16 protein-coding genes and 1 pseudogene are annotated in these 18,573 nt (G+C 53.9%); 9 read left to right on the top strand and 8 right to left on the bottom strand.

Going from position 1 to position 18,573, the window contains the following annotated elements:
- Window positions 1-17: 17 nt before the first annotated feature.
- Complete coding sequence (locus ACLRDN_RS26710) at window positions 18-371, bottom strand: cobalt transporter (protein ID WP_077238424.1); 354 nt, start codon at window positions 369-371, stop codon at window positions 18-20.
- A gap of 81 nt (window positions 372-452) precedes the next feature.
- Window positions 453-743 carry a DUF4148 domain-containing protein gene (locus ACLRDN_RS26715; protein WP_050470719.1) on the bottom strand — a complete coding sequence of 97 codons (291 nt, stop codon included), beginning with the start codon at window positions 741-743 and terminating at the stop codon, window positions 453-455.
- 196 nt (window positions 744-939) lie between these two features.
- Between ACLRDN_RS26715 and ACLRDN_RS26720 the strand changes: the two genes are divergently transcribed.
- From ACLRDN_RS26720 to ACLRDN_RS26750, 7 genes are all read left to right on the top strand, one after another.
- Window positions 940-1,611, top strand: a complete 672-nt coding sequence (locus ACLRDN_RS26720; protein ID WP_050470583.1) for a heavy metal response regulator transcription factor — start codon at window positions 940-942, stop codon at window positions 1,609-1,611.
- 20 nt (window positions 1,612-1,631) lie between these two features.
- A complete protein-coding gene (locus ACLRDN_RS26725) occupies window positions 1,632-3,029 on the top strand; it encodes a heavy metal sensor histidine kinase (RefSeq protein WP_050470582.1) in 1,398 nt (465 codons plus the stop codon).
- Between the two features lie 129 nt (window positions 3,030-3,158).
- Complete coding sequence (locus ACLRDN_RS26730) at window positions 3,159-4,778, top strand: phosphoethanolamine transferase (protein WP_254427095.1); 1,620 nt, start codon at window positions 3,159-3,161, stop codon at window positions 4,776-4,778.
- 169 nt (window positions 4,779-4,947) lie between these two features.
- Complete coding sequence (locus tag ACLRDN_RS26735; protein WP_077238426.1) at window positions 4,948-5,556, top strand: phosphoheptose isomerase; 609 nt, start codon at window positions 4,948-4,950, stop codon at window positions 5,554-5,556.
- A 111-nt stretch (window positions 5,557-5,667) separates the two neighbouring features.
- The gene (locus tag ACLRDN_RS26740; RefSeq protein WP_050470579.1) at window positions 5,668-6,177 is read left to right on the top strand and encodes a DUF6328 family protein; all 510 of its coding nucleotides are present in this window, start codon (window positions 5,668-5,670) and stop codon (window positions 6,175-6,177) included.
- A gap of 69 nt (window positions 6,178-6,246) precedes the next feature.
- A complete protein-coding gene (locus ACLRDN_RS26745; protein WP_165774441.1) occupies window positions 6,247-6,570 on the top strand; it encodes a zinc ribbon domain-containing protein in 324 nt (107 codons plus the stop codon).
- 63 nt (window positions 6,571-6,633) lie between these two features.
- The gene (locus ACLRDN_RS26750; RefSeq protein ID WP_413460492.1) at window positions 6,634-9,192 is read left to right on the top strand and encodes a heavy metal translocating P-type ATPase; all 2,559 of its coding nucleotides are present in this window, start codon (window positions 6,634-6,636) and stop codon (window positions 9,190-9,192) included.
- An 80-nt stretch (window positions 9,193-9,272) separates the two neighbouring features.
- Here ACLRDN_RS26750 and ACLRDN_RS26755 read toward each other — a convergent pair whose 3' ends face one another.
- The 5 genes from ACLRDN_RS26755 to ACLRDN_RS26775 form a co-directional block, all read right to left on the bottom strand.
- The gene (locus ACLRDN_RS26755; RefSeq protein ID WP_284078225.1) at window positions 9,273-9,752 is read right to left on the bottom strand and encodes a Mov34/MPN/PAD-1 family protein; all 480 of its coding nucleotides are present in this window, start codon (window positions 9,750-9,752) and stop codon (window positions 9,273-9,275) included.
- Window positions 9,737-11,413, bottom strand: a complete 1,677-nt coding sequence (locus ACLRDN_RS26760) for a ThiF family adenylyltransferase (RefSeq protein WP_284078227.1) — start codon at window positions 11,411-11,413, stop codon at window positions 9,737-9,739. Before ACLRDN_RS26760 ends, ACLRDN_RS26755 begins: the two co-directional genes overlap by 16 nt.
- Before the next feature lie 8 nt (window positions 11,414-11,421).
- Window positions 11,422-12,588 carry a CBASS cGAMP synthase gene (locus tag ACLRDN_RS26765; RefSeq protein ID WP_284078229.1) on the bottom strand — a complete coding sequence of 389 codons (1,167 nt, stop codon included), beginning with the start codon at window positions 12,586-12,588 and terminating at the stop codon, window positions 11,422-11,424.
- Window positions 12,589-12,593: 5 nt separating this feature from the next.
- Entirely contained in the window at window positions 12,594-13,601 is a 1,008-nt protein-coding gene (locus ACLRDN_RS26770) for a CBASS cGAMP-activated phospholipase (protein WP_284078231.1), read from the bottom strand.
- Between the two features lie 651 nt (window positions 13,602-14,252).
- Complete coding sequence (locus tag ACLRDN_RS26775; RefSeq protein ID WP_284078233.1) at window positions 14,253-15,380, bottom strand: porin; 1,128 nt, start codon at window positions 15,378-15,380, stop codon at window positions 14,253-14,255.
- A gap of 1,062 nt (window positions 15,381-16,442) precedes the next feature.
- On the opposite strand from ACLRDN_RS26775, the gene ACLRDN_RS26780 reads away from it, so the two are divergent.
- Window positions 16,443-17,033: a biliverdin-producing heme oxygenase gene (locus ACLRDN_RS26780; protein ID WP_284078235.1), complete on the top strand. Its 591-nt coding sequence runs from the start codon at window positions 16,443-16,445 to the stop codon at window positions 17,031-17,033.
- A complete protein-coding gene (locus tag ACLRDN_RS26785; RefSeq protein ID WP_284078236.1) occupies window positions 17,030-17,470 on the top strand; it encodes a YbaN family protein in 441 nt (146 codons plus the stop codon). The genes ACLRDN_RS26780 and ACLRDN_RS26785 overlap by 4 nt, the downstream gene beginning before the upstream one ends.
- Before the next feature lie 113 nt (window positions 17,471-17,583).
- Here the strand turns inward: ACLRDN_RS26785 and ACLRDN_RS26790 are convergent.
- Window positions 17,584-18,552, bottom strand: a pseudogene (locus ACLRDN_RS26790) (ATP-binding protein); the annotation flags it as partial.
- Window positions 18,553-18,573: the final 21 nt, after the last annotated feature.

Here is an 18,573-nt window from a genome sequence, read left to right on the forward strand (position 1 = left end):
GGATTGTCCTCGCCGAGTTAAGCGGCGAGCTGCCAATTGGGCTTATCGGGCCCGTCGGCGATATGGGAGGTGGGATGCGGAGAGTAGCCTAAATGCGATTTTTGTTCGACCGCCGGCGGAACAATCACGCTCGAGCTGTAGACCTGCACCGATTTCATGCACGAAAAGTGGCACAGAGAGCAGCCGACGTCGTTGTCGCCCGCCTTAGTTTTTTCAGTACCAGCATGCTTATCGGCTTTCACCGAAGGATGCTCATGATGGCCGACATGGGTGGGCACACGATCATTTTCCCCTTGGCAATACGATGCCATTGCTGCCCAAGTGAGCTGCATCGGCAACAACAAAGCAAGCAAGATAATGAATGAGCGCATGGTCTGAAGGATTATAGCTACCGACCGTCCCGATCGGCAGCTATGAGGTTAATGTGCAACATGGCCATTAATCGGCGGCGATTATGCACCGTTGTACAGCGGCAAGTCAAAGGCCTTGCTTTGGGCCGGGCTGCCGGCGACGTTCGGCTTTTCGGCAGCGGCTTGAACCGGCTTACCCAGGCGTGCAGCTTCCAGCTCGGCCACCACATCGGCGCGGGTCTTGGTGCTTTCGAACTTGATCACCGGGTAGTTGTTGCGGGCGCTCAGGTTCGCTTGATCGCGTTCGGCTTCGGTCTTGACGGTCGATTGCGCGAAGGCGGACACCGACAAAACGGTAACCATGGCGCCGAAGAGAATTTGGGTTGCTTTCATGTCATTACTCCTAGAATGGTAGTTCAAAAGATCGCCTGATCCAGGCGGTTTCGACCGCCAACTCCTTGTGTGGCGCATCGTTGGAATGAATTCTACGGAGGAGGTCCGAACAGAAAGATTGCTGAGTTATTACAGATTTGTAATGAATGCAGCGGCAGGCTCGGTCAGAATATCGACGTATTCGAGGAACCAAATCATGCACATCTTGCTGGTAGAAGACGAACCAAAATCTGGGGATTACCTACGCCGTGGCCTTACCGAGTCGGGTTTTGTTGTCGACTGGGTGCAATCAGGAATTGACGGCCTGCATAACGCACAGACGCTGGAATACAAGCTCATTATTCTGGATGTGATGTTGCCAGGCATGAACGGCTGGGACATTTTGCGAGAATTGCGCCGCACCCACGATACGCCGGTGCTCTTTCTCACTGCTCGCGATGAAATCGAGGATCGCGTGAAGGGTTTAGAACTGGGTGCCGACGACTACTTGGTCAAGCCATTTGCGTTCACGGAGCTGCTCGCAAGGGTACGAACGTTGCTACGCCGCGGCCCGAGCCGTGAATCTGACATCATCGAATATGCCGGCGTGCAGCTGGATGTACTTCGGCGCAAAGTTACGCGGGATGGGCAGCGAATCGATTTGACCGCTAAAGAATTTGCCTTACTTCACATGCTGATTCGCCGCCCAGGAGAAGTGCTCTCCCGGCCTCAAATAGCCTCGCAAGTCTGGGACATGAACTTCGACAGCGATACCAACGTCGTCGACGTCGCCGTGCGCCGACTACGCGTGAAACTTGACGACGGCTTCGAGAGCAAACTGCTTCATACCGCCTGGGGCATGGGCTACGTGTTTGAGGCGCGAAATTGAACTCCAGAAACCCAGCTTCGATGACATCACGTCTAGTGGCTCTATTTGCACTAGTGGCGATTATCACATTCGCGGCTGTTGGCACTTATCTTTACCACTCGTTATACGTTCAGCTGGAGCGTCGAGACGATGAAGAGCTTATAGGCAAGAGCCGCTCGATTGATCACTTGGTACAAGAAGCAGGCTCAATCGAAAGCATCAGGGGAAATAAGCATGCCATGTTGGATACCATTAGCGGCCACGACCAGCTCTTGGTACTCATCACAGATTCCTCCGGCGCCACCATCTTAAAGAACTATGTTGGCCGATCTGGAGTGGGGACACCACTCTTCAACAGTCTCAAAACAACTCAAGTCAATGCCCTTCAAAGCATCGACTTAGACGGTGCCAGCGCACGTCTAATCGCCAGTAAGCCCAAGACCAGCGCCGGCGAGGAAACCATAGTGGTGGTGGCGCGCACTGCTTCTGACCGCATGGAACTGCTTTCCGAATATCGTACGGAGGTATGGTACGCAGCGTCGATCGGTACGCTTCTCGCAACGCTCTTGAGCTTCTTCCTTGTTCGCGGCGGACTTCGACCGCTGAGGTTAATGGCCGCACAGACGCATGCGATTTCGGCAAATCGGCTCGACACCAGGCTAGACATCCGCTCGGCCCCCAAGGAACTGCACGACATCGTTGAATCATTCAACGCGATGCTGGACCGCCTACATCGTAGCTTTGAGCAGTTGACGCAGTTCTCAGCAGATCTGGCGCACGATTTACGCACCCCGCTCAACAACCTGATGGTGCAGACGCAAGTCGCTCTGGGTAAGCAACGATCTATTGAAGAGTATCAGGGCCTACTCAGCTCCAACATCGAGGAATATGAGCGCTTGGCGCGGATGATGGAAAGCATGCTGTTCCTGGCGAGGGCAGAAAACGCCCATGTCGCCGTGAAGCCTCAGATGCTCAATGTCGAAGACGAATTGGCCAAGATTGCAGATTACTTCGAAGGTATTGCTGAAGAAGCGAAGGTCCGGATTGTCGTCGGCGGAACAGGAGAGATTTTCGCCGACCCGATGCTTTTGCGCAGGGCAGTTGGCAATCTAATTTCCAATGCAATCCGATACACACCTGAGGAGCGCATTATCCGGGTTGAAGCAACGGACGTAGGTAATGCGACCATCCTGACAGTATCCAATCCTGGAGAGGGAATCCCTCCCGACGTCGTTGGGCGAATCTTCGACCGCTTCTATCGGGCAGATCCGTCGCGCAGCAGTGCGAGCGGATCCAGTGGACTCGGGCTGGCGATCGTACGCTCAATCATGACGTTGCACGGCGGCGAAGCGGCCGTCAAGAGCATCCAAGGTGAGCGGACAATCTTCAGCCTTACATTCTTCAAAGAAGCCAAGATCATGCGCCCCAAAGGCGTCTGACCACTACCATCGGCGAGGCAATGGGCGCTCGTCACCTCCCATCATTCTAGAGAGTAATTTAAGTTGAAACGACTTGGATATCGGCTGCTCCTGGGCATTGGCGGGCTTGCTGCCTTTTGGATGCTAGGCATGATCAGTGCCAACGAATTCGCCAAAAGCACGGTCTTGATGTCCACCAGCCTGCCCGGAATTGCCGGTATATTTATCGCAGTCCCCTATTTCCGTTGGCGCCCGCGGTGGCTGACTGTTGTTAGTCTAGGAATCATTTCTCTATTCTTCTTCGACGCCGCCTTGAAGGGATTCTTGCGCGACTACTTCGGCCTTCGGCCGAATCCGATTCTCGTTTTGCACGCAATTTTCAACACTAATCCCGACGAGACCAACGAGTTCCTCCTGCACAACTGGCGGAAGCTGGCGGAGGCGGGAGGAATCTTTTTGTTCGTCGGCGCTTGGATCTTCTGGTTCGAGAAATGCTTATCCTTCAGGGAAGCACGCTTGCCGTTGAACACGCTGCGCAGGTCCGGCTTCATCAGCATAGGGCTTCTGCTAACAGCATTCCTGGCATTGCATTTCAATCCCACGATGGCGAAAGAAAATCCTGCTTTGTTCTGGCCAATTCGATACATGGACTATCGTAGCCAGCTAAAGCAGGCACAAGACATGCAGCAAATCGTTGCCCGCAATATGGCACGACGATCCGAGTGGAAGGTACAGTACACCGGCCCAGCCAACAACACGGTTGTTTGGTTAATCGGGGAAAGCACGAATCGCAGCAATATGTCGCTATATGGCTATGGTCGTAGAACCACCCCTATGCTGGACGCAATGCGAAACCAGCTGATCGTCTTCAAAGATGTGATCTCATCCGAACCGGCTACCATGTCGTCGCTGATGAAGATGTTCACGCCTGCCGATCTTGTTTCCCCTGACGCGTGGAATAGCAAGCCTGATGTTTTAATGTTAGCTGAGGAGGCTGGTTACAAGACATTCTGGATTTCCAATCAGGTCCCGAATGACGGCTGGCTCGGTCTTGTCTCAGAGCGTGCAGATGAGAAGCTATTCATCAACAAGGGCGCCGGTCGCGGAGAGAACAATTTCGACGGAAACCTATTGCCTGGACTTGAAGCCGCATTAGCCAATCCGGCCTCCAAGAAGCTCATTGTCGTGCATCTGCTTGGCGCCCACCCCACCTACGACATGCGTTATCCATCGTCATACGCCAAGTTCAACGACGTCGATGATGCTATCGCAGAACAGCTTTCAGCTGCAGGACGCTCAATTTGGATCCGACAGTTGCGCAACGAATATGACAACGCGATTGCCTACAACGACTTCGTCGTGGCAAGCATGATCAAGAGCACCATGGCATCTGCCCCCGGGGCGGCAAGCCTGCTCTTTAGTGCCGACCACGGCCAGGAAGTAGGTCACACGAGAGATCATGCAGGTCAATCGGTCGCTGATCCTTCCGGTTATGAAATCCCCATGCTTCTCTGGACCAGGTCATTCTCAGGAAAGAGCGCCGTCGACAAAGCAATTCTAGAAAATCGCCCCTATCAAACGGACCATCTTGAACACACCATCATGGGATTACTCAAGGTCGAATCTCGTTACTACTCGTCGTCTCGGGACATCATGAGTGACGCTTTTGTCAGCGAAGACTTCTCCAACGGACTACGCAGAATAAACGGACGTCCGTATTTGCCGCGGACAGTGACGTTCAACCAGCCACTGGCGAAGGCCGGCTCCTAGAGCTGCGAGACGCGTAGCGGACAGAGAACAGCCAGATGGAAAGCATCGCGTCAGTGCCTTCAACCAAACTCGAGATCAAATCTGACAGAAAATTAATAAATGATCTTGGAATCATTCATTTCTGCATTTCTCCAACCTTCTTTATGGTCGATACCGGGGGAGAATCAACATGGAGAAGTCTCGAATTGCCGAGCATTTTCACGCGAGTGCTCAACTCAAGATCGATGCAGTCCAGTCTCTTGAAGAGCCCATTCTCGATGCCATTAAAGCAATATCAGCTACGCTGGCCCGGGGTTCGAAAATTCTTTCCTGTGGCAACGGAGGCTCGGCCGCCGACAGTCAGCATTTTGCGGCAGAGCTGGTAGGTCGCTTCGAGCGCGAACGCAAACCTCTTCCTGCCATCTCGCTCACCACTGATACCTCAATCCTGACCGCAATCTGCAACGACTATGGGAATCAGGAAATATTCTCCAAGCAGGTTCAGGCTTTAGGTCGCAGCGGAGACCTCTTGTTGGTCTTTTCTAAGTCCGGAAACTCCGAAAACATCCTCGCAGCTGTGCAGGAGGCCCATCAACAGGGGATGCAAGTTGTTGTGCTCACTGGCAGAGGCGGTGGTCAGCTAGGCAGATTACTCACACCGCTGGACATCCATATCTGCGTTCCACATGAACGCACAGCGCATATTCAGGAGGTGCATCTCACAGCCCTGCATTGCCTATGCGATGGCATAGATAACTTGCTGTTCGGATCTGCTCCGGGTCACGACCACGGAGGTTAAAAGATTACAAACTTGTAATAGCTACGCAATCTTTTTCTCGATATTGCCTCGGTAAGATCTATTTCAATACCCCACCGCCACGGGTAATCCACTTGCGACTGAAACAGAAAAATGACTTCATCCCATACTGAGGAAGATCGCGAAGATTTTGAAGGAGACGGAGATCTTTCCGATCTTCTCAACGAATTGCGCGTCCTGTTACCCGCTGCCCAGTTACTGACCGCGTTCCTCATTACGCTGCCATTTAACAGCGGATTCTCACAGATCGTTGAATCAGAAAAGTGGATATTCCTGGCCACATTCTGCTGCTCACTAACTAGCCTAGTTCTGTTTGCCGCCCCGGCAGTGCAGCATCGGATATTACGTCCTCTCCGGGATCGTTCACGCTTCAAGACGCTAGCTTCACGCCAGATGTTATGCGGCGCGGTATCACTCTCGTTTGCGCTCGTCTTAGCGAGCAACCTGGTCGTCTCGCAAGTCTTCGGCCATCTTCGTGGCGTCTGGTTCGCTATGGGGACCGGAGTGTTGATCTTCTCGCTTTGGTGGCTGCTGCCACTCAGATTTCTCCGCGACCTTTCAGGCACTCGCCCGTTAGTCATACGTAATGGGTCTGATATCTAGAAGGCGGGATTTTTCAATGACGTCATGTAAGCCGTTCATTTGGCGTCTTCATTTTATAACGGAGTACACGTGAGTTTTCTTCGCAAAATAATCGGACGCCACCATGGCGAAAAGCGCCGGCATGGCGATACCGGCCACCACGGCAACAACAATCAATATGGCAGTAGCGAACACGGCGGTCACAGCAGGTATAGCCCGCCCCCCACTGGACGCGGACGGAGTGCCACTCCGATCGGCACTAGCTGCCCGCGGTGCTTCACCGTCAGCAGTCCTGGCGCCAGGTTTTGCCACGAGTGTGGCAGCGGCCTAACAGCCATCGCTTGTACTCAGTGTGGTAGCGGAATGCCGTCTGGCACCAAGTTTTGCGGCCAATGCGGAACGTCTTCCACGTAACTGTAGCGCGGAAAGCTCCTCCCTTTTAACGGCTTAGGCCACGAATCACCGCCAAGAGTAATCATGACAACAAAACTACGCCTCGATATTCCCGTTTTGCTCCCAGATGTTGAAGATGCAAATGACGTCTGTGTTCGACGCCTCATCGACGAAATCGGAACACAGGCCGGCGTAGTTAATGTCCATGTCCGTCCGCCTCGTGGCGCCGGAGTGTCACAGCTGTGCGTCCACTATGACACCGCGCAGTTACCCTTTGGTCGTATTCGAGAAATCGTGACCGCTGCAGGCGCAAAGGTTTCTGAGCGCTATGCACACATAGTCTGGAAGGTCAGCGGAATCAACCATCAACGGCGGGCCCGAACTGTTGCAGACCATTTGCAAAAGCTACCTGGCGTGTTAGCCGCAGACGTCGCCACCACGAGCAGCTTGCATGTTGATTTTGATCGTCAACAGTGCGATATACCGAAACTCACGGCTGCATTGAAGAGCCTGGGTGTGAAGATTCTTGATCAAACTGTTGCGGCCGAAAATTCTCCTCCTGCAGAGGAACAAGAAGATACACACGATCATCAGCACTCCCATACGGATGGCGACGCCCATAAGCACTCGCATGCCCATGGCTCGAGTCACGCCGAACATGGTGGAAAGGATACTGAGCACTCTCATGAACATGGCGGCATGCTTGGCGCCAATACAGAGCTGATCTTTTCTCTCTTATGTGGCGCACTCCTGGGCATCGGCTGGGTCATTGAAAGATTCGTTGCTGGCATGCCAGCCTGGCTTCCCATGGCGTGCTTCATTTCGGCATATTTCTTCGGTGGCTTCTACACTGTCCGGGAAGCCGTCGACAATATTCGGCTCAAGCGTTTCGAAATCGATACGCTGATGCTGGTCGCCGCGGCCGGCGCCGCAGCGTTGGGATCGTGGGCAGAGGGCGCGCTTCTGCTGTTCCTGTTCAGCCTGGGGCATGCACTAGAACACTACGCCATGGGCAGGGCAAAGCGCGCGATCGAAGCCCTGGCCAAGTTGGCCCCCGAAGTAGCCTCCGTACGTAGAGACGGGCAGATTACGGAAATCCGGGTCGAGGAGCTGCGAGTCGGCGACGTTGTGTTGGTGCGCCCGAACGAACGCCTGCCAGCAGACGGATTTATCGTTGTTGGCAACTCTGCGATTAACCAAGCCCCAGTTACCGGGGAGAGCATCCCCGTCGATAAGCGCCCAGTCGAAGACGTCGACTGGGCCCGCGCCCGACCAGATGGAGTGCCGAGCGACTCCAAGGCGTTCGCAGGCACAATCAACGGCGCCGGCGCCATTGAGATCGAGGTAACACGTCGCTCCAGTGAATCTGCGTTGGCCAGAGTGGTCAAGATGGTGAGTGAGGCAGAAACACGGAAGTCGGCTACGCAACGCTTCACCGACAAGTTCGAGCGTGTCTTTGTCCCGGCCGTTCTTGCCCTGGCATTCCTTCTGCTGTTCGCATGGGTCGTCGTCGACGAGCCCTTCCGGGATAGTTTCTATCGCGCGATGGCGGTTCTGGTCGCAGCAAGCCCGTGCGCGCTCGCCATCGCCACGCCTAGCGCCGTGTTGTCAGGCATTGCTCGTGCTGCACGCAGTGGCGTTCTCATCAAAGGCGGCGCACCACTCGAAGAACTTGGTTCTCTTAGTGCCATCGCATTTGATAAGACGGGTACTCTGACCGAAGGACGGCCTCGCATCACCGATGTCATCCCGGCCGAAGGGATTGCAGTCGAAGAACTCCTCAATGTTGCGCTGGCAGTCGAATCGCAGAGCGACCACCCTCTGGCAACGGCGATCACACGAGACGCGAAGAAACACTTGGGCTCCTCTCAGAACCCACCAAGCGCGCTGGATATCAAAAGCCTGACTGGCCGCGGCGTTACCGCAACCATCGCTGGCGAAACTGCTTGGATTGGCAAGTTGGAGATGTTCGGCAGCGACGACGTCCCCGCCTTAGATGGAGCAACCATATCCGCTGTTGAGAAACTGCGTGAAAGCGGCAGGACCACGATGGTAGTACGGCATGGTCAGCGCGATCTGGGGACAATCGGACTGATGGATACGCCACGGGCCGATGCCAAGGGAGCACTACAGGAGCTGCGTGATATCGGGATCACCCGAATGATCATGATCTCCGGTGATCATCAGAAGGTCGCCGATGCAGTGGCCGGCGAAGTCGGCCTGGACGAGGCCTGGGGCAATCTGATGCCTGAGGATAAAGTTGAAGCCATTCGCAAACTTCGCCAAACAACAAAGGTTGCAATGGTTGGAGATGGAGTCAATGATGCTCCCGCGATGGCCAATTCCACGGTGGGCATTGCCATGGGCGCTGCGGGCTCGGACGTCGCCCTCGAGACTGCCGACGTGGCTTTGATGGCAGATGATCTGAAGAATCTTCCTTTCGCGGTCGACTTGAGTCGGCATACTCGAAGTGTCATCCGGCAAAACGTCTTCATCAGCTTGGGCGTCGTTGCGTTCCTGGTACCTGCGACCATTTTTGGCTTAAGTATTGGTGTTGCAGTAGCGATGCATGAGGGCTCCACTTTGATCGTCGTCTTTAACGCCCTGCGATTGCTTGCTTACTCCAGGCGTTCTATCAAATAGCCAACTGTGAATGTCAATTGTCGACGGCTCCGCAATTGGTTGCACGGATCGAGTTAGCAAGCACGACATTGCGTCATTAGTCAGCCAGTATCCACGCTGCTACACCGTTCGACTTGCTTCGCTATTGAGCAACCAAGCCAAAAATTCCCTGACATTCCAATTATGATAAAAACCATTGGCAGTGCTCGTCTCTGGCAAATCAAACGCCATTCCGAACGGTCTATTCTCGAAGGTGATGGATATACTTCCGGATGACTGTGCCACTCGCCAAGATAATCGGTTTTCCCGCCGCTCCGGTTCCATTGTTCTGTCGCCGTGCTCTGGTGCGTCTTCGCGACTCTTTCGAAGCTGTAGCGCGATCTGATATCTTCTTCAGATGGTTCAGTCGCATAGGTAATATGCAGATGTTCATCTCGGCGATAACCGATCAGAATTCCACCAGCTTCTGGTTTATCGGCAGAGTCCTGGCGGTATTTTTGGAGCGTGGTAAGCGCGTCTGCATCAACTAAGATGCGGCCGGTCGAAGCACCACCGCGATGCCAAACTAGATCGGATTGCACGCTGGACAACCTTTAATTCTATCGATGTCTTGATTCGCAACCACATAGAGCGATTGCGGTTTGATGGCCTGAGTTCGGAATCGTGGAGTAGGATTACCTTCCAACCATGCACTGACCATCTCTGCAGCTAAAGCGCCCGCGTACATGGAGGCGGAAACAGCATAGGGTGTAAACGCGCGGCACCCGTCTGTACGCCTATCGGGGTCCTTCTTTAGCAACCGGAATCGTTCCCGCCTATGACGCAAGCTATCTGGAACAATTAGGCATCGATAGCAACCGTATTTGGCCCCATCTACCCATAGTCCTTGAACAGCATCACCATTGCCGCGAATCCAAATGTGAAGGCATGGCGGGGCATTTTCTCGGTCTAATCTCATACCATTCAAAAGCTCACTTACGCTTTCCTCACCCGTAGCATCAATGAGTAGATCGCCGGTAAGTAGCTCATCATCTTCAAATGCACTTTTGCTCACTGAAACTATGTTGGCGTAGGAAAATTGGCGCTTTAGATCATCCTTTAAGGCGTCGGCTTTTGCGTTAAAAAGCGACGGATAACCTAGTGTATGTCGCCCAAGATTTTCGGCCCCTAAAATACCCGGGTCGATCAGTTTCAGCTTTCCCTTTTTACCGGTTCCAGCTCCTAGTCGTACAAGTGCGTTAGCCACATGGGAGCCAATCGCTCCACACCCAATCACGGTTACGGCTTTATCTCTGAGATCTGGAAAGCTTAAATTGCGGCTGTGTGTGAAAGAAACACCGACAGGTTCGATTACCATCCTAAACAGCTCTTTGGTACCGCCTCTGTTATGCAGATATTGGCGATATCGCTCCGGCTTTTCTTGATAGCCAAGTCTGACCATGTGATCCAGATAAAAGCCAAAACCTATCCAGCCCACGGGCGATTTAATGCCGAAAGTCACATACTCCTGCTTTTTCAAATACCCCTTATCGAGAAGAGCAGCTTGAAGCTGATCGTAGAGCTTTTTGTCCCAGTTTTTTAGCCAGACGAATACCTCTTTTACAGTACATGGCATTCGATCAGGGACGGAAGGAAAAACGGCAGTTTCAAAGACCCAGCACCTATACGTTGATGACGTCAACGTAGCGCCCATCGCATTCTGCAAGGATGCTGCCTCGGCTGGGTCTGCTGAAATCAAGGCATACTTGCGATCATGTACTTCGATGATATAGAGACTTGCCGTTACGGATTTTTCTCCTAGGTCTCCAACCAGTACATTCCAAGGAAGTTTGTTCTGCCCAAAAGCCCACAGCGCAGGAAACTCTGCCTGAATATCATCGTGACGATAGGCGGGATCCAGTGCAATTTTGTTGAGTACATCTTTGGCCTGGTCAAGGCATTGCAAAAGCGAAATTGCTGGATCGTATCTATCAAGCGTTATCGCGCCGGGCGAAAAATAACATAAACTGCCTGCAGCATTAATGTGCGGCATTAACGACGGCAGAAAAGAAGGTTTATCTAGAACCCGAATGTCGGGATAGCTTAAGAAATTCCAGTCTGTAACGTCTAGGCGTACACGTACGTCCCCCTGAGCACATCGGAGAGCCCCCTCGAACGAACGGGCTCCCCTTTTCTTTTTTGTAGCTAACGGGCTGAATCCGCGCTCAGCCAACGTTCGGAAAACCTGTCCGAGGGAGTTCACTATGCGGCTCAACCTGCTTTCGTTGAGGGAACGACAGGTGGCGCAACTGTTATGGCCGGTGTTCTACGAATCTGGTCCGCGCCATCATCTGAGTCGATTAACAGAGGATTGTCAGGCATGCGAATGCCAAATTCCGTTTGCAGTTTGCTGATGGCGAGATCTTTCTGATGTCCGCCAAGCGCGCCGGCGGCAGCAATTGCCGTGGCTAAGCGCGAGAAAGCCCCCGCGGCTTCGATGCGCCCTTTGTGATCAAGACGATTAAAATCCTCATCTTCGTTATCAATTCCTTTTTCTCGAATTTCACCGAGAAACACGTGACCAAGATGCCTTGCTGTACGCATCACTGCCAAGTCATCGCGCCCCTGAATGTGCTCAAAAGACTGGCCGGCCGCTACCATAATTGATACGGAGGTTGGCCCACCGCTCGTCCATTGAAAGTCGCGCCACGCCTTCAGATATCGACACACTCTACGCAGTTGGTCTGAGTGCTGTTTGATGCGGTCATCAAACCATTTTGCCACGTCCTCAGGATCTGAGGGACGCCACATGCCATCGCGGGTAGCCATCACGATGCAATCCAGTTCCTCCCACTCTTGTGGCTCGGCCGCATCTTCTGCAAAGGAGGCTTCACCTTTGGCACTGTCAAGAGTTCTATGGGCTTCGACGGATATACGATCTTTGATTGTTGGAAATTCGTCTTCTGGCGCAGCGTAAAGAGGAATATCTATGTGCGCCCACGGGGAGACTTGCAGGCGAATGCACGTGGATTTCCCATCATGCATCGTCCATCCTTCCCGCTTGCAGAGATCCTGTAAGAGAGATTCAACAAGTTTGAAATATGCCATCGCCATGGCACTTGGCGGTCCATTTTCTTCCCATACGGTGACTGGCAGGTAAACGCCGTAATCCCAGTCCATTTCTTGAGGTGGCATATGGGCGGGCGTCACACAAGTGTCGTATGACCACGATCCTTGGGTCCGAAAACGCGGTTCAACCATCTTATCCATTCCCAGGATGGTCTTTGTCGCGTTACGGATCGCTGGACGCAGATGATCGCGAATTTTGTTTCGACACCTCGCCAAAAACTGGCGACGCTCGGTCCCTGGAAGAATACGGTTCTCGAAGACGTCGGCGTTGGGAGCGGTTAGATGAAACAGCTTGTTCAACTTCAGCATGATGGTCAGTCCTTTCGAGCGTTAGGGCCGTAGTAGAACTTCGATCCCTCGGGTGAATGCTTCAGAAATCCTTGGTATTCGGATTTACCAAGACAGAACTTTGATCGCTCAGATGCGGCACCTAGCAATACTTCGCGGGCTGGCGCATTTGCCTTGTCTAAAGCGACCGCCCTTACACGCTCGTCGGTCAACACGTCGTCGACGGACACGTACCGATCCTTTAACCGATGCTTAAGCATGAAATCGCTTAACGACTCCAGGACTGAAATTGACAGCCCAAATAAACGCTTCGGCATATTCGCGGGATGAAGACCGCCCCAATCATAGGTACCACCGCTGCGATTCCGGCGAGGATCTGCTGTGAACTTCGCAGACATGGTTCCTACGGAAAATAGATGTATGTCTTCTACAGCCTGTCCCATAAAGGTTTCAGCCTCATGGACGGCTAGCATGCCGGGGGCGTTAGCATATAACCCGCCGTCAACATACTGGTTATTGTTGAAGCAATGACGAGGGAAATATCCTGGCGCCGCGCTAGTCGCCAACGCAATATCGACCAACCTGAACGTGTGATCGCGTTTGAAATCTTTGTGGTGCGCTGTCTTGAAGATCTGAGGGAGGCCGGAAGAATAATTAATCGCAGGGATAATGACGGGATGCTTGCAATCGCCCAAGGTCAATGCCCCAAATAGATCGTCCTGCTCTAGTAACTCCTGCAGATAGCGCGGCGAATATGGTGCCCGTAACATGCCAAGCAAATTAAGACGCCGCTTGAAGATTTTTTCTCCATGCTTCTCGAAGAGACTTACCATTTGCTCAGCAGGGACTTCCATCGCTACTGCTAGCGCAAGGATGCCCCCTATAGAGGTGCCGGCAATTAAATCGAACTTGGCTGCAATAGGGCCGCCAATTTCTTGCTCCAAATCGGCTAATACTTTGGCCGTAAAAAGCCCTCGATAACCTCCTCCGGAGAGAGCCAATATTTGGAATCGTTTCCTACCAGCATCTTCCATCAATTTTCCCCTTATTGTTGGGTCTTCATTGGCGTACTGCTACATGTAAAGAATAGCTGGTGGCTTAATGATGAGCTTTCAAGGGGTGAGAATATTATTTTTATCTCATGAGGAAAGTGTTTTTTGACATTTTTTTATAAGGCAATATTTTGCTTTTTATTTATTCTTCGCCATTAAGCAATCTTGGCCCAAATGCTTCATAGATACAGTTTATGCGATCACAGAGGAGAATGATTACCCTAGGAAAGGCCTGATAGACCAAGAGCTGCCACTCTTCTATGATTTGGTCCTACCACACCAAGAGTTCGAGCACCCTAAGGACACCTATGACGTACGACTTTCTCTTTCACTGGTCGCTACATATCTTTTCCGCAATAGGAATTTTTCTTGTCCCAGTGCTGATCATTATGCTGAGACGTAGGAGAACTGCCCTCGCAAGAATGGCGGAATTGGACGCCGAACGAATCATTTCGGAATTATTTCAAAAGAGGCCGAAATAGGCAGTCGCAATACTTTGTCGCGACATAGAAATTCTGCTCTGCACTGGCTTCTACGCAGCCTTGTGACCTTCTTCTAAAAAAAACGGTGTTGCCCCGTTTAGGCAACACCGTATCAAGTACTGCTCCTCTCAAGACCATCTATACGTCACATTTAGAACTTGTGACGGAGACCCACGCGAATCACGTTTTGCGTCGAATCGTCCATCGGCGCGATGTTGCCGGCGCCATTCAGCACGCCAGGATTGGTCACGTTCGAAGCACGCAGGTTGCTCCACAGTGCATAGACGTCGGTGCGCTTGGACAGGAAATAGTCCACGCCCAGGTTGAACTGGGTGACCTTGCCCGAATTCGACAGGGTGCTGCCGGCTGCACGATTAAAGTCCATGCGGTTGTAAATCACGCTGCCCAGCAGGTGCAGGTTTTGATTCAGAGCATAGTCGACACCGATATCGAAGATGTTAGCCTTACGAGCAGCGCTGACCGAAGGCAGTGCAGCAGCGGTGTTGCCCAGCGCTTGGCGCTTACCTTGCGACCATGCACCGTACAGCTTCGCCGGGCCGAACTGGTAGCTGGTGCCGATGGTGAAGGTCTTCACATCGGAGCTACCAGGCTGGAAGCCGTTCGTAGTGTTGGTCAGCTTCGACTGGAAGTAGCCAGCTCCGATACCGAAGGAACCGTTGCTGTAGTTACCACCAATACCGTAAGCCTGACCTGCCGACATCTGACCGGCTTGCTCGCCGAAAGCGTAGTACAGGCTACCGGTGAAACCACCGAGGTTAGCTGTGTCAAAACGAACCGAGTTGTCATTACGACCGGTGGAGGTACGGTCCAAGTTGTCTGCGTGGGCACCTTTTTGGCCGTTCTGGCCGAAGGATTGAGCAGAGGTGTATTTGGAACCAATATCGTCCAGGTAATCAGCTTGACGGCCGACGGTCACGGTACCAAAGGAACCTTGGAGACCAACGACAGACTTGCGGTCGAACAAACGAGTCGAGTCGCCCATACCGCCGGTGTCAGCATTGAAGCCGTTTTCCAAGACGAAGAGAGCCTTGAGACCACCGCCCAGATCCTCGACACCCTTAAAGCCGATGCGCGAGCTCGACAGGCTGCCAGATTCGACGCCAAAGCGCGAACCGTTGCTAGTGCCGGCAGCATTCTTAACGTTCGAGCTGTACGACAGGCTGGTATCTACAATACCGTAGATGGTGACGCTGCTTTGAGCATGTGCGACCGATGCACCCAGTCCGAGGAGGGCCAGTGCGATAACTTTCTTATTCATATAACTCCCAATAGTTAGAAATCGTGACCGCGTGCAATCAAAGACCGCCCGCAGATCACCACAATCAAGCAACAGAGCTTTTCCGCCCACGCAGAGAGCTCTCATGCTGGATATTTCTGGCGTAGCGTTACGTGTGTCGTAACGTCGTCCATTCAGGAGTTAATTCTTGAGATCTACGCTATTTCGACTTGCCATAAACACAATTTTCATTCATCGAATTCCAGCTAGCATCGTTTTACTATCTTTAATTAAAAACCGCTTGCACTAGGGATTCTGAAGTTTTGGCTTATATCGAAAAAAACATAATCCGATGAATACCCCTGAAAGTTTGAAAATTTAAGGTCGAGTTGACCCCGGACCCATTCTTTGGGCCCTATCGCATCCGGTCGTGACGAAAGGCAAAAGCATCCCCTGCGAGCGATCTCGCATTCATCACGGCCAAACATGAGTGGCGAATTTTGTGCGGCAGTGCAATCGTCTCGGCGCCGCTTGTGTCACAGGACTCTTTGGTCCGTTGGAATGGCTGCGCATGCTGTTACGCGCAAGCCAGGGAAGAGTCTTGGCTCTTCGTTATGCAGCGGACTATACGTCCCAATTTTTACGAATCTGTTACACGGCAGGAAATACTTGTCAGTAGATTGTCAGGAAATGCGAATGCATTTCAGCAACAATTCCGCCAAGAACCGCGCCAGTCAATGCAATCAAGATGCACCAAAAAAGCGATGAGCAGATTTACAACACTGTCCGTTGTGGTGCATGTGTCCCCTCCTGAGCAGGCAAGCTGACACACCTGGCATGCGCTGCTCGGGTAAAATGCCGTGCGCCGTCAGCCCCGCATTGCCGTTTTGCCGCCTTCCTGTGGTAACGGAGATGTCCGCCAGCCTTTGCTTATTCCCTGCCTGCCATTTATCTCTCGCGCCTGCACGTCTTGCCGATCAGGCTTATGCTGCATCGTGCACCGATGAAACACCGCAGGTCGATACGACGCCGAAACGCACGCCGTGCCTCCCGGTCTTTATGTACTTCCGCACCACTTACTGACGCCGCCAACGAAGTCACACCATGCATACTGTCTTTGCTCCTCCGCCCTTGCTATCCGCGCGCCTGAAAAGCGAGACCGCAGAACAGCACGAACTGATGCACGCCCTCATGGGGCGCGGCCAGCCGTTTGCCAACCGCACCAATTACGCGCGCTTCGTCGCGGCCCAATACCATTTCCAACGCGACGTCGAACACTTGTTCGCTGATGCCGCCATCCAGGATGCCGTTCCCGACCTCCACGTGCGCGGCCGAGAAGCTGCTGCACTGGCTGACCTGGCCGACCTGCAGTCCGCCCCTGGCGAAGAAGCCATCGCCACCACCGGCGTAACCATGCCGGCGGCATTGGGCTGGCTGTACGTGTCGGAAGGCTCGACGCTGGGCGCGGCCTTCCTGCTCAAGGAGGTCAAGGAAAAGCTGGGCCTGTCGGAAACCTTCGGCGCGCGCAATCTGGCGGCGTATCCCGAGGGACGCGCCACGGTATGGAAGCGCTTTGTCAGTTTCCTCGACCGGCCGTCGCTGCCGCAGAGCGAGCATGACGCAGTGCTGGCCGGGGCCGAGGCAGCCTATTCCCGCTTCGGCGAGCTGCTCAGGCGTTACTTCGCACTGGCATGACCACCCCTGACCTGTCGAAACTGGCTCCACGCCGCACGCGCTGGCTGTGGCTGGCGCTGGCTTATGCCAGCCTGGGCATCGGCATCGTAGCGATCTTCATCCCTGGTATTCCCACGACGGAGTTCATCCTGCTGTCTGCCTGGGCCGCAAGTCGCGGTTCGCCCCGCCTGCAGCACTGGCTGGAAAACCATCCGGTGTTCGGCAAGATGATCTACAACTGGCGCAACGGTCGCGTAGTGGCGCGTCGCGCGAAGATCAGCGCCTCGCTGATGATGAGTGTGTGCCTGGTGATCATGCTGCTGACCGTCAAACACCGCTGGATCATCGTGATCGCCGGCCTGGGCATGGCGGCGGGCGCATTGTGGATGTGGTCACGACCGGAACGCGTGGAGAACGCAACCCTGACCTCACCTTCCGCTGACGACCACACAAGCTGACGCGCCTGTCTCACCCGCCAACAAAAAAATGGCTTGCACCGTAGCAGTGGTGCAAGCCATTTTAATTTTGCTGTGGATAACTTAAGTCGCTGCCGAGGGGGCGTTCCTCATCCTCACCGCGCCGGCAGAATAATCGTTGCAATCAATCCGCCTTCCGGATGATTGCGCAGCAACAGTTCGCCGCCATGCGCTTGCACGATGTTGCGCGAAATCCCCAGGCCCAGTCCCATGCCGCCGCTATTCTGCGTGCGCCCGTGCTCAAGTCGCACGTAAGGCTGGAACAGGGCACCCAGCGTATCCTCCGGCACACCGGGACCGTGATCGCGAATCTCGATCTCGACGAGGTCCCCGCCCGCGCCATGCGAGGGACGAATAGCGATCTCGACCGTCTGGCCGTAGTACAAGGCGTTGTCGAACAGATTGCCGATAGCACGCTTGAGCGCCAGCGGTTTGGCCATCACATTGATCCCGCTCGGTGCGAACGCGATCTCGTGTCCGGCCATCTTGGCGTCGCGAATCATGCGCAGCACCAGCGCATCGAGTCGTACTTCGGTGCGGTTCTCATGGATGTCGCTGTCCTTCACCGATTGCAGCGCGCCCTTGACCATCATGTCGAGCTCATCGAGATCGTCATGGAATTCGGTGCGCATGGCATCGTCGTCCATCAGTTCGGTGCGCAACTTCAGGCGCGTGATCGGCGTGCGCAAGTCGTGCGAGATCGAAACGAACAGACGCTCGCGATCATCCAGATAACGCTGGATCCGCGCGCGCATGCCGGAGAAAGCGCGTGCCGTCATCACGTATTCGCGGCTGCCGGTGCCGGGCAACTCAGGCACCGTCTCGCCCTTGCCGAACGCCTCCGCCGCGTCGGCCAACGCTGCCAGCGGACGCGTCGTCCAGCGCACTACCAGAATACTCAGCAGCAGAATCGCGGCCAGCGACAAACCCTGCAATACCAGCCGGTCGAGCCACAACGGATTGCCGCTGTCGAGGAAATAAGGATTGGGCATCAGCGCCGCCAGATACAGCCAGCGACCGCTCTCGACCTGCATCTGGATCACCATCACCGGTGCCGGATTAGGGGTTCCTTTGATTCCCCTGCA

The sequence above is a fragment of the Herbaspirillum huttiense genome, from assembly GCF_047300815.1.
In the GTDB taxonomy this organism is placed as follows: domain Bacteria; phylum Pseudomonadota; class Gammaproteobacteria; order Burkholderiales; family Burkholderiaceae_D; genus Herbaspirillum; species Herbaspirillum huttiense_A.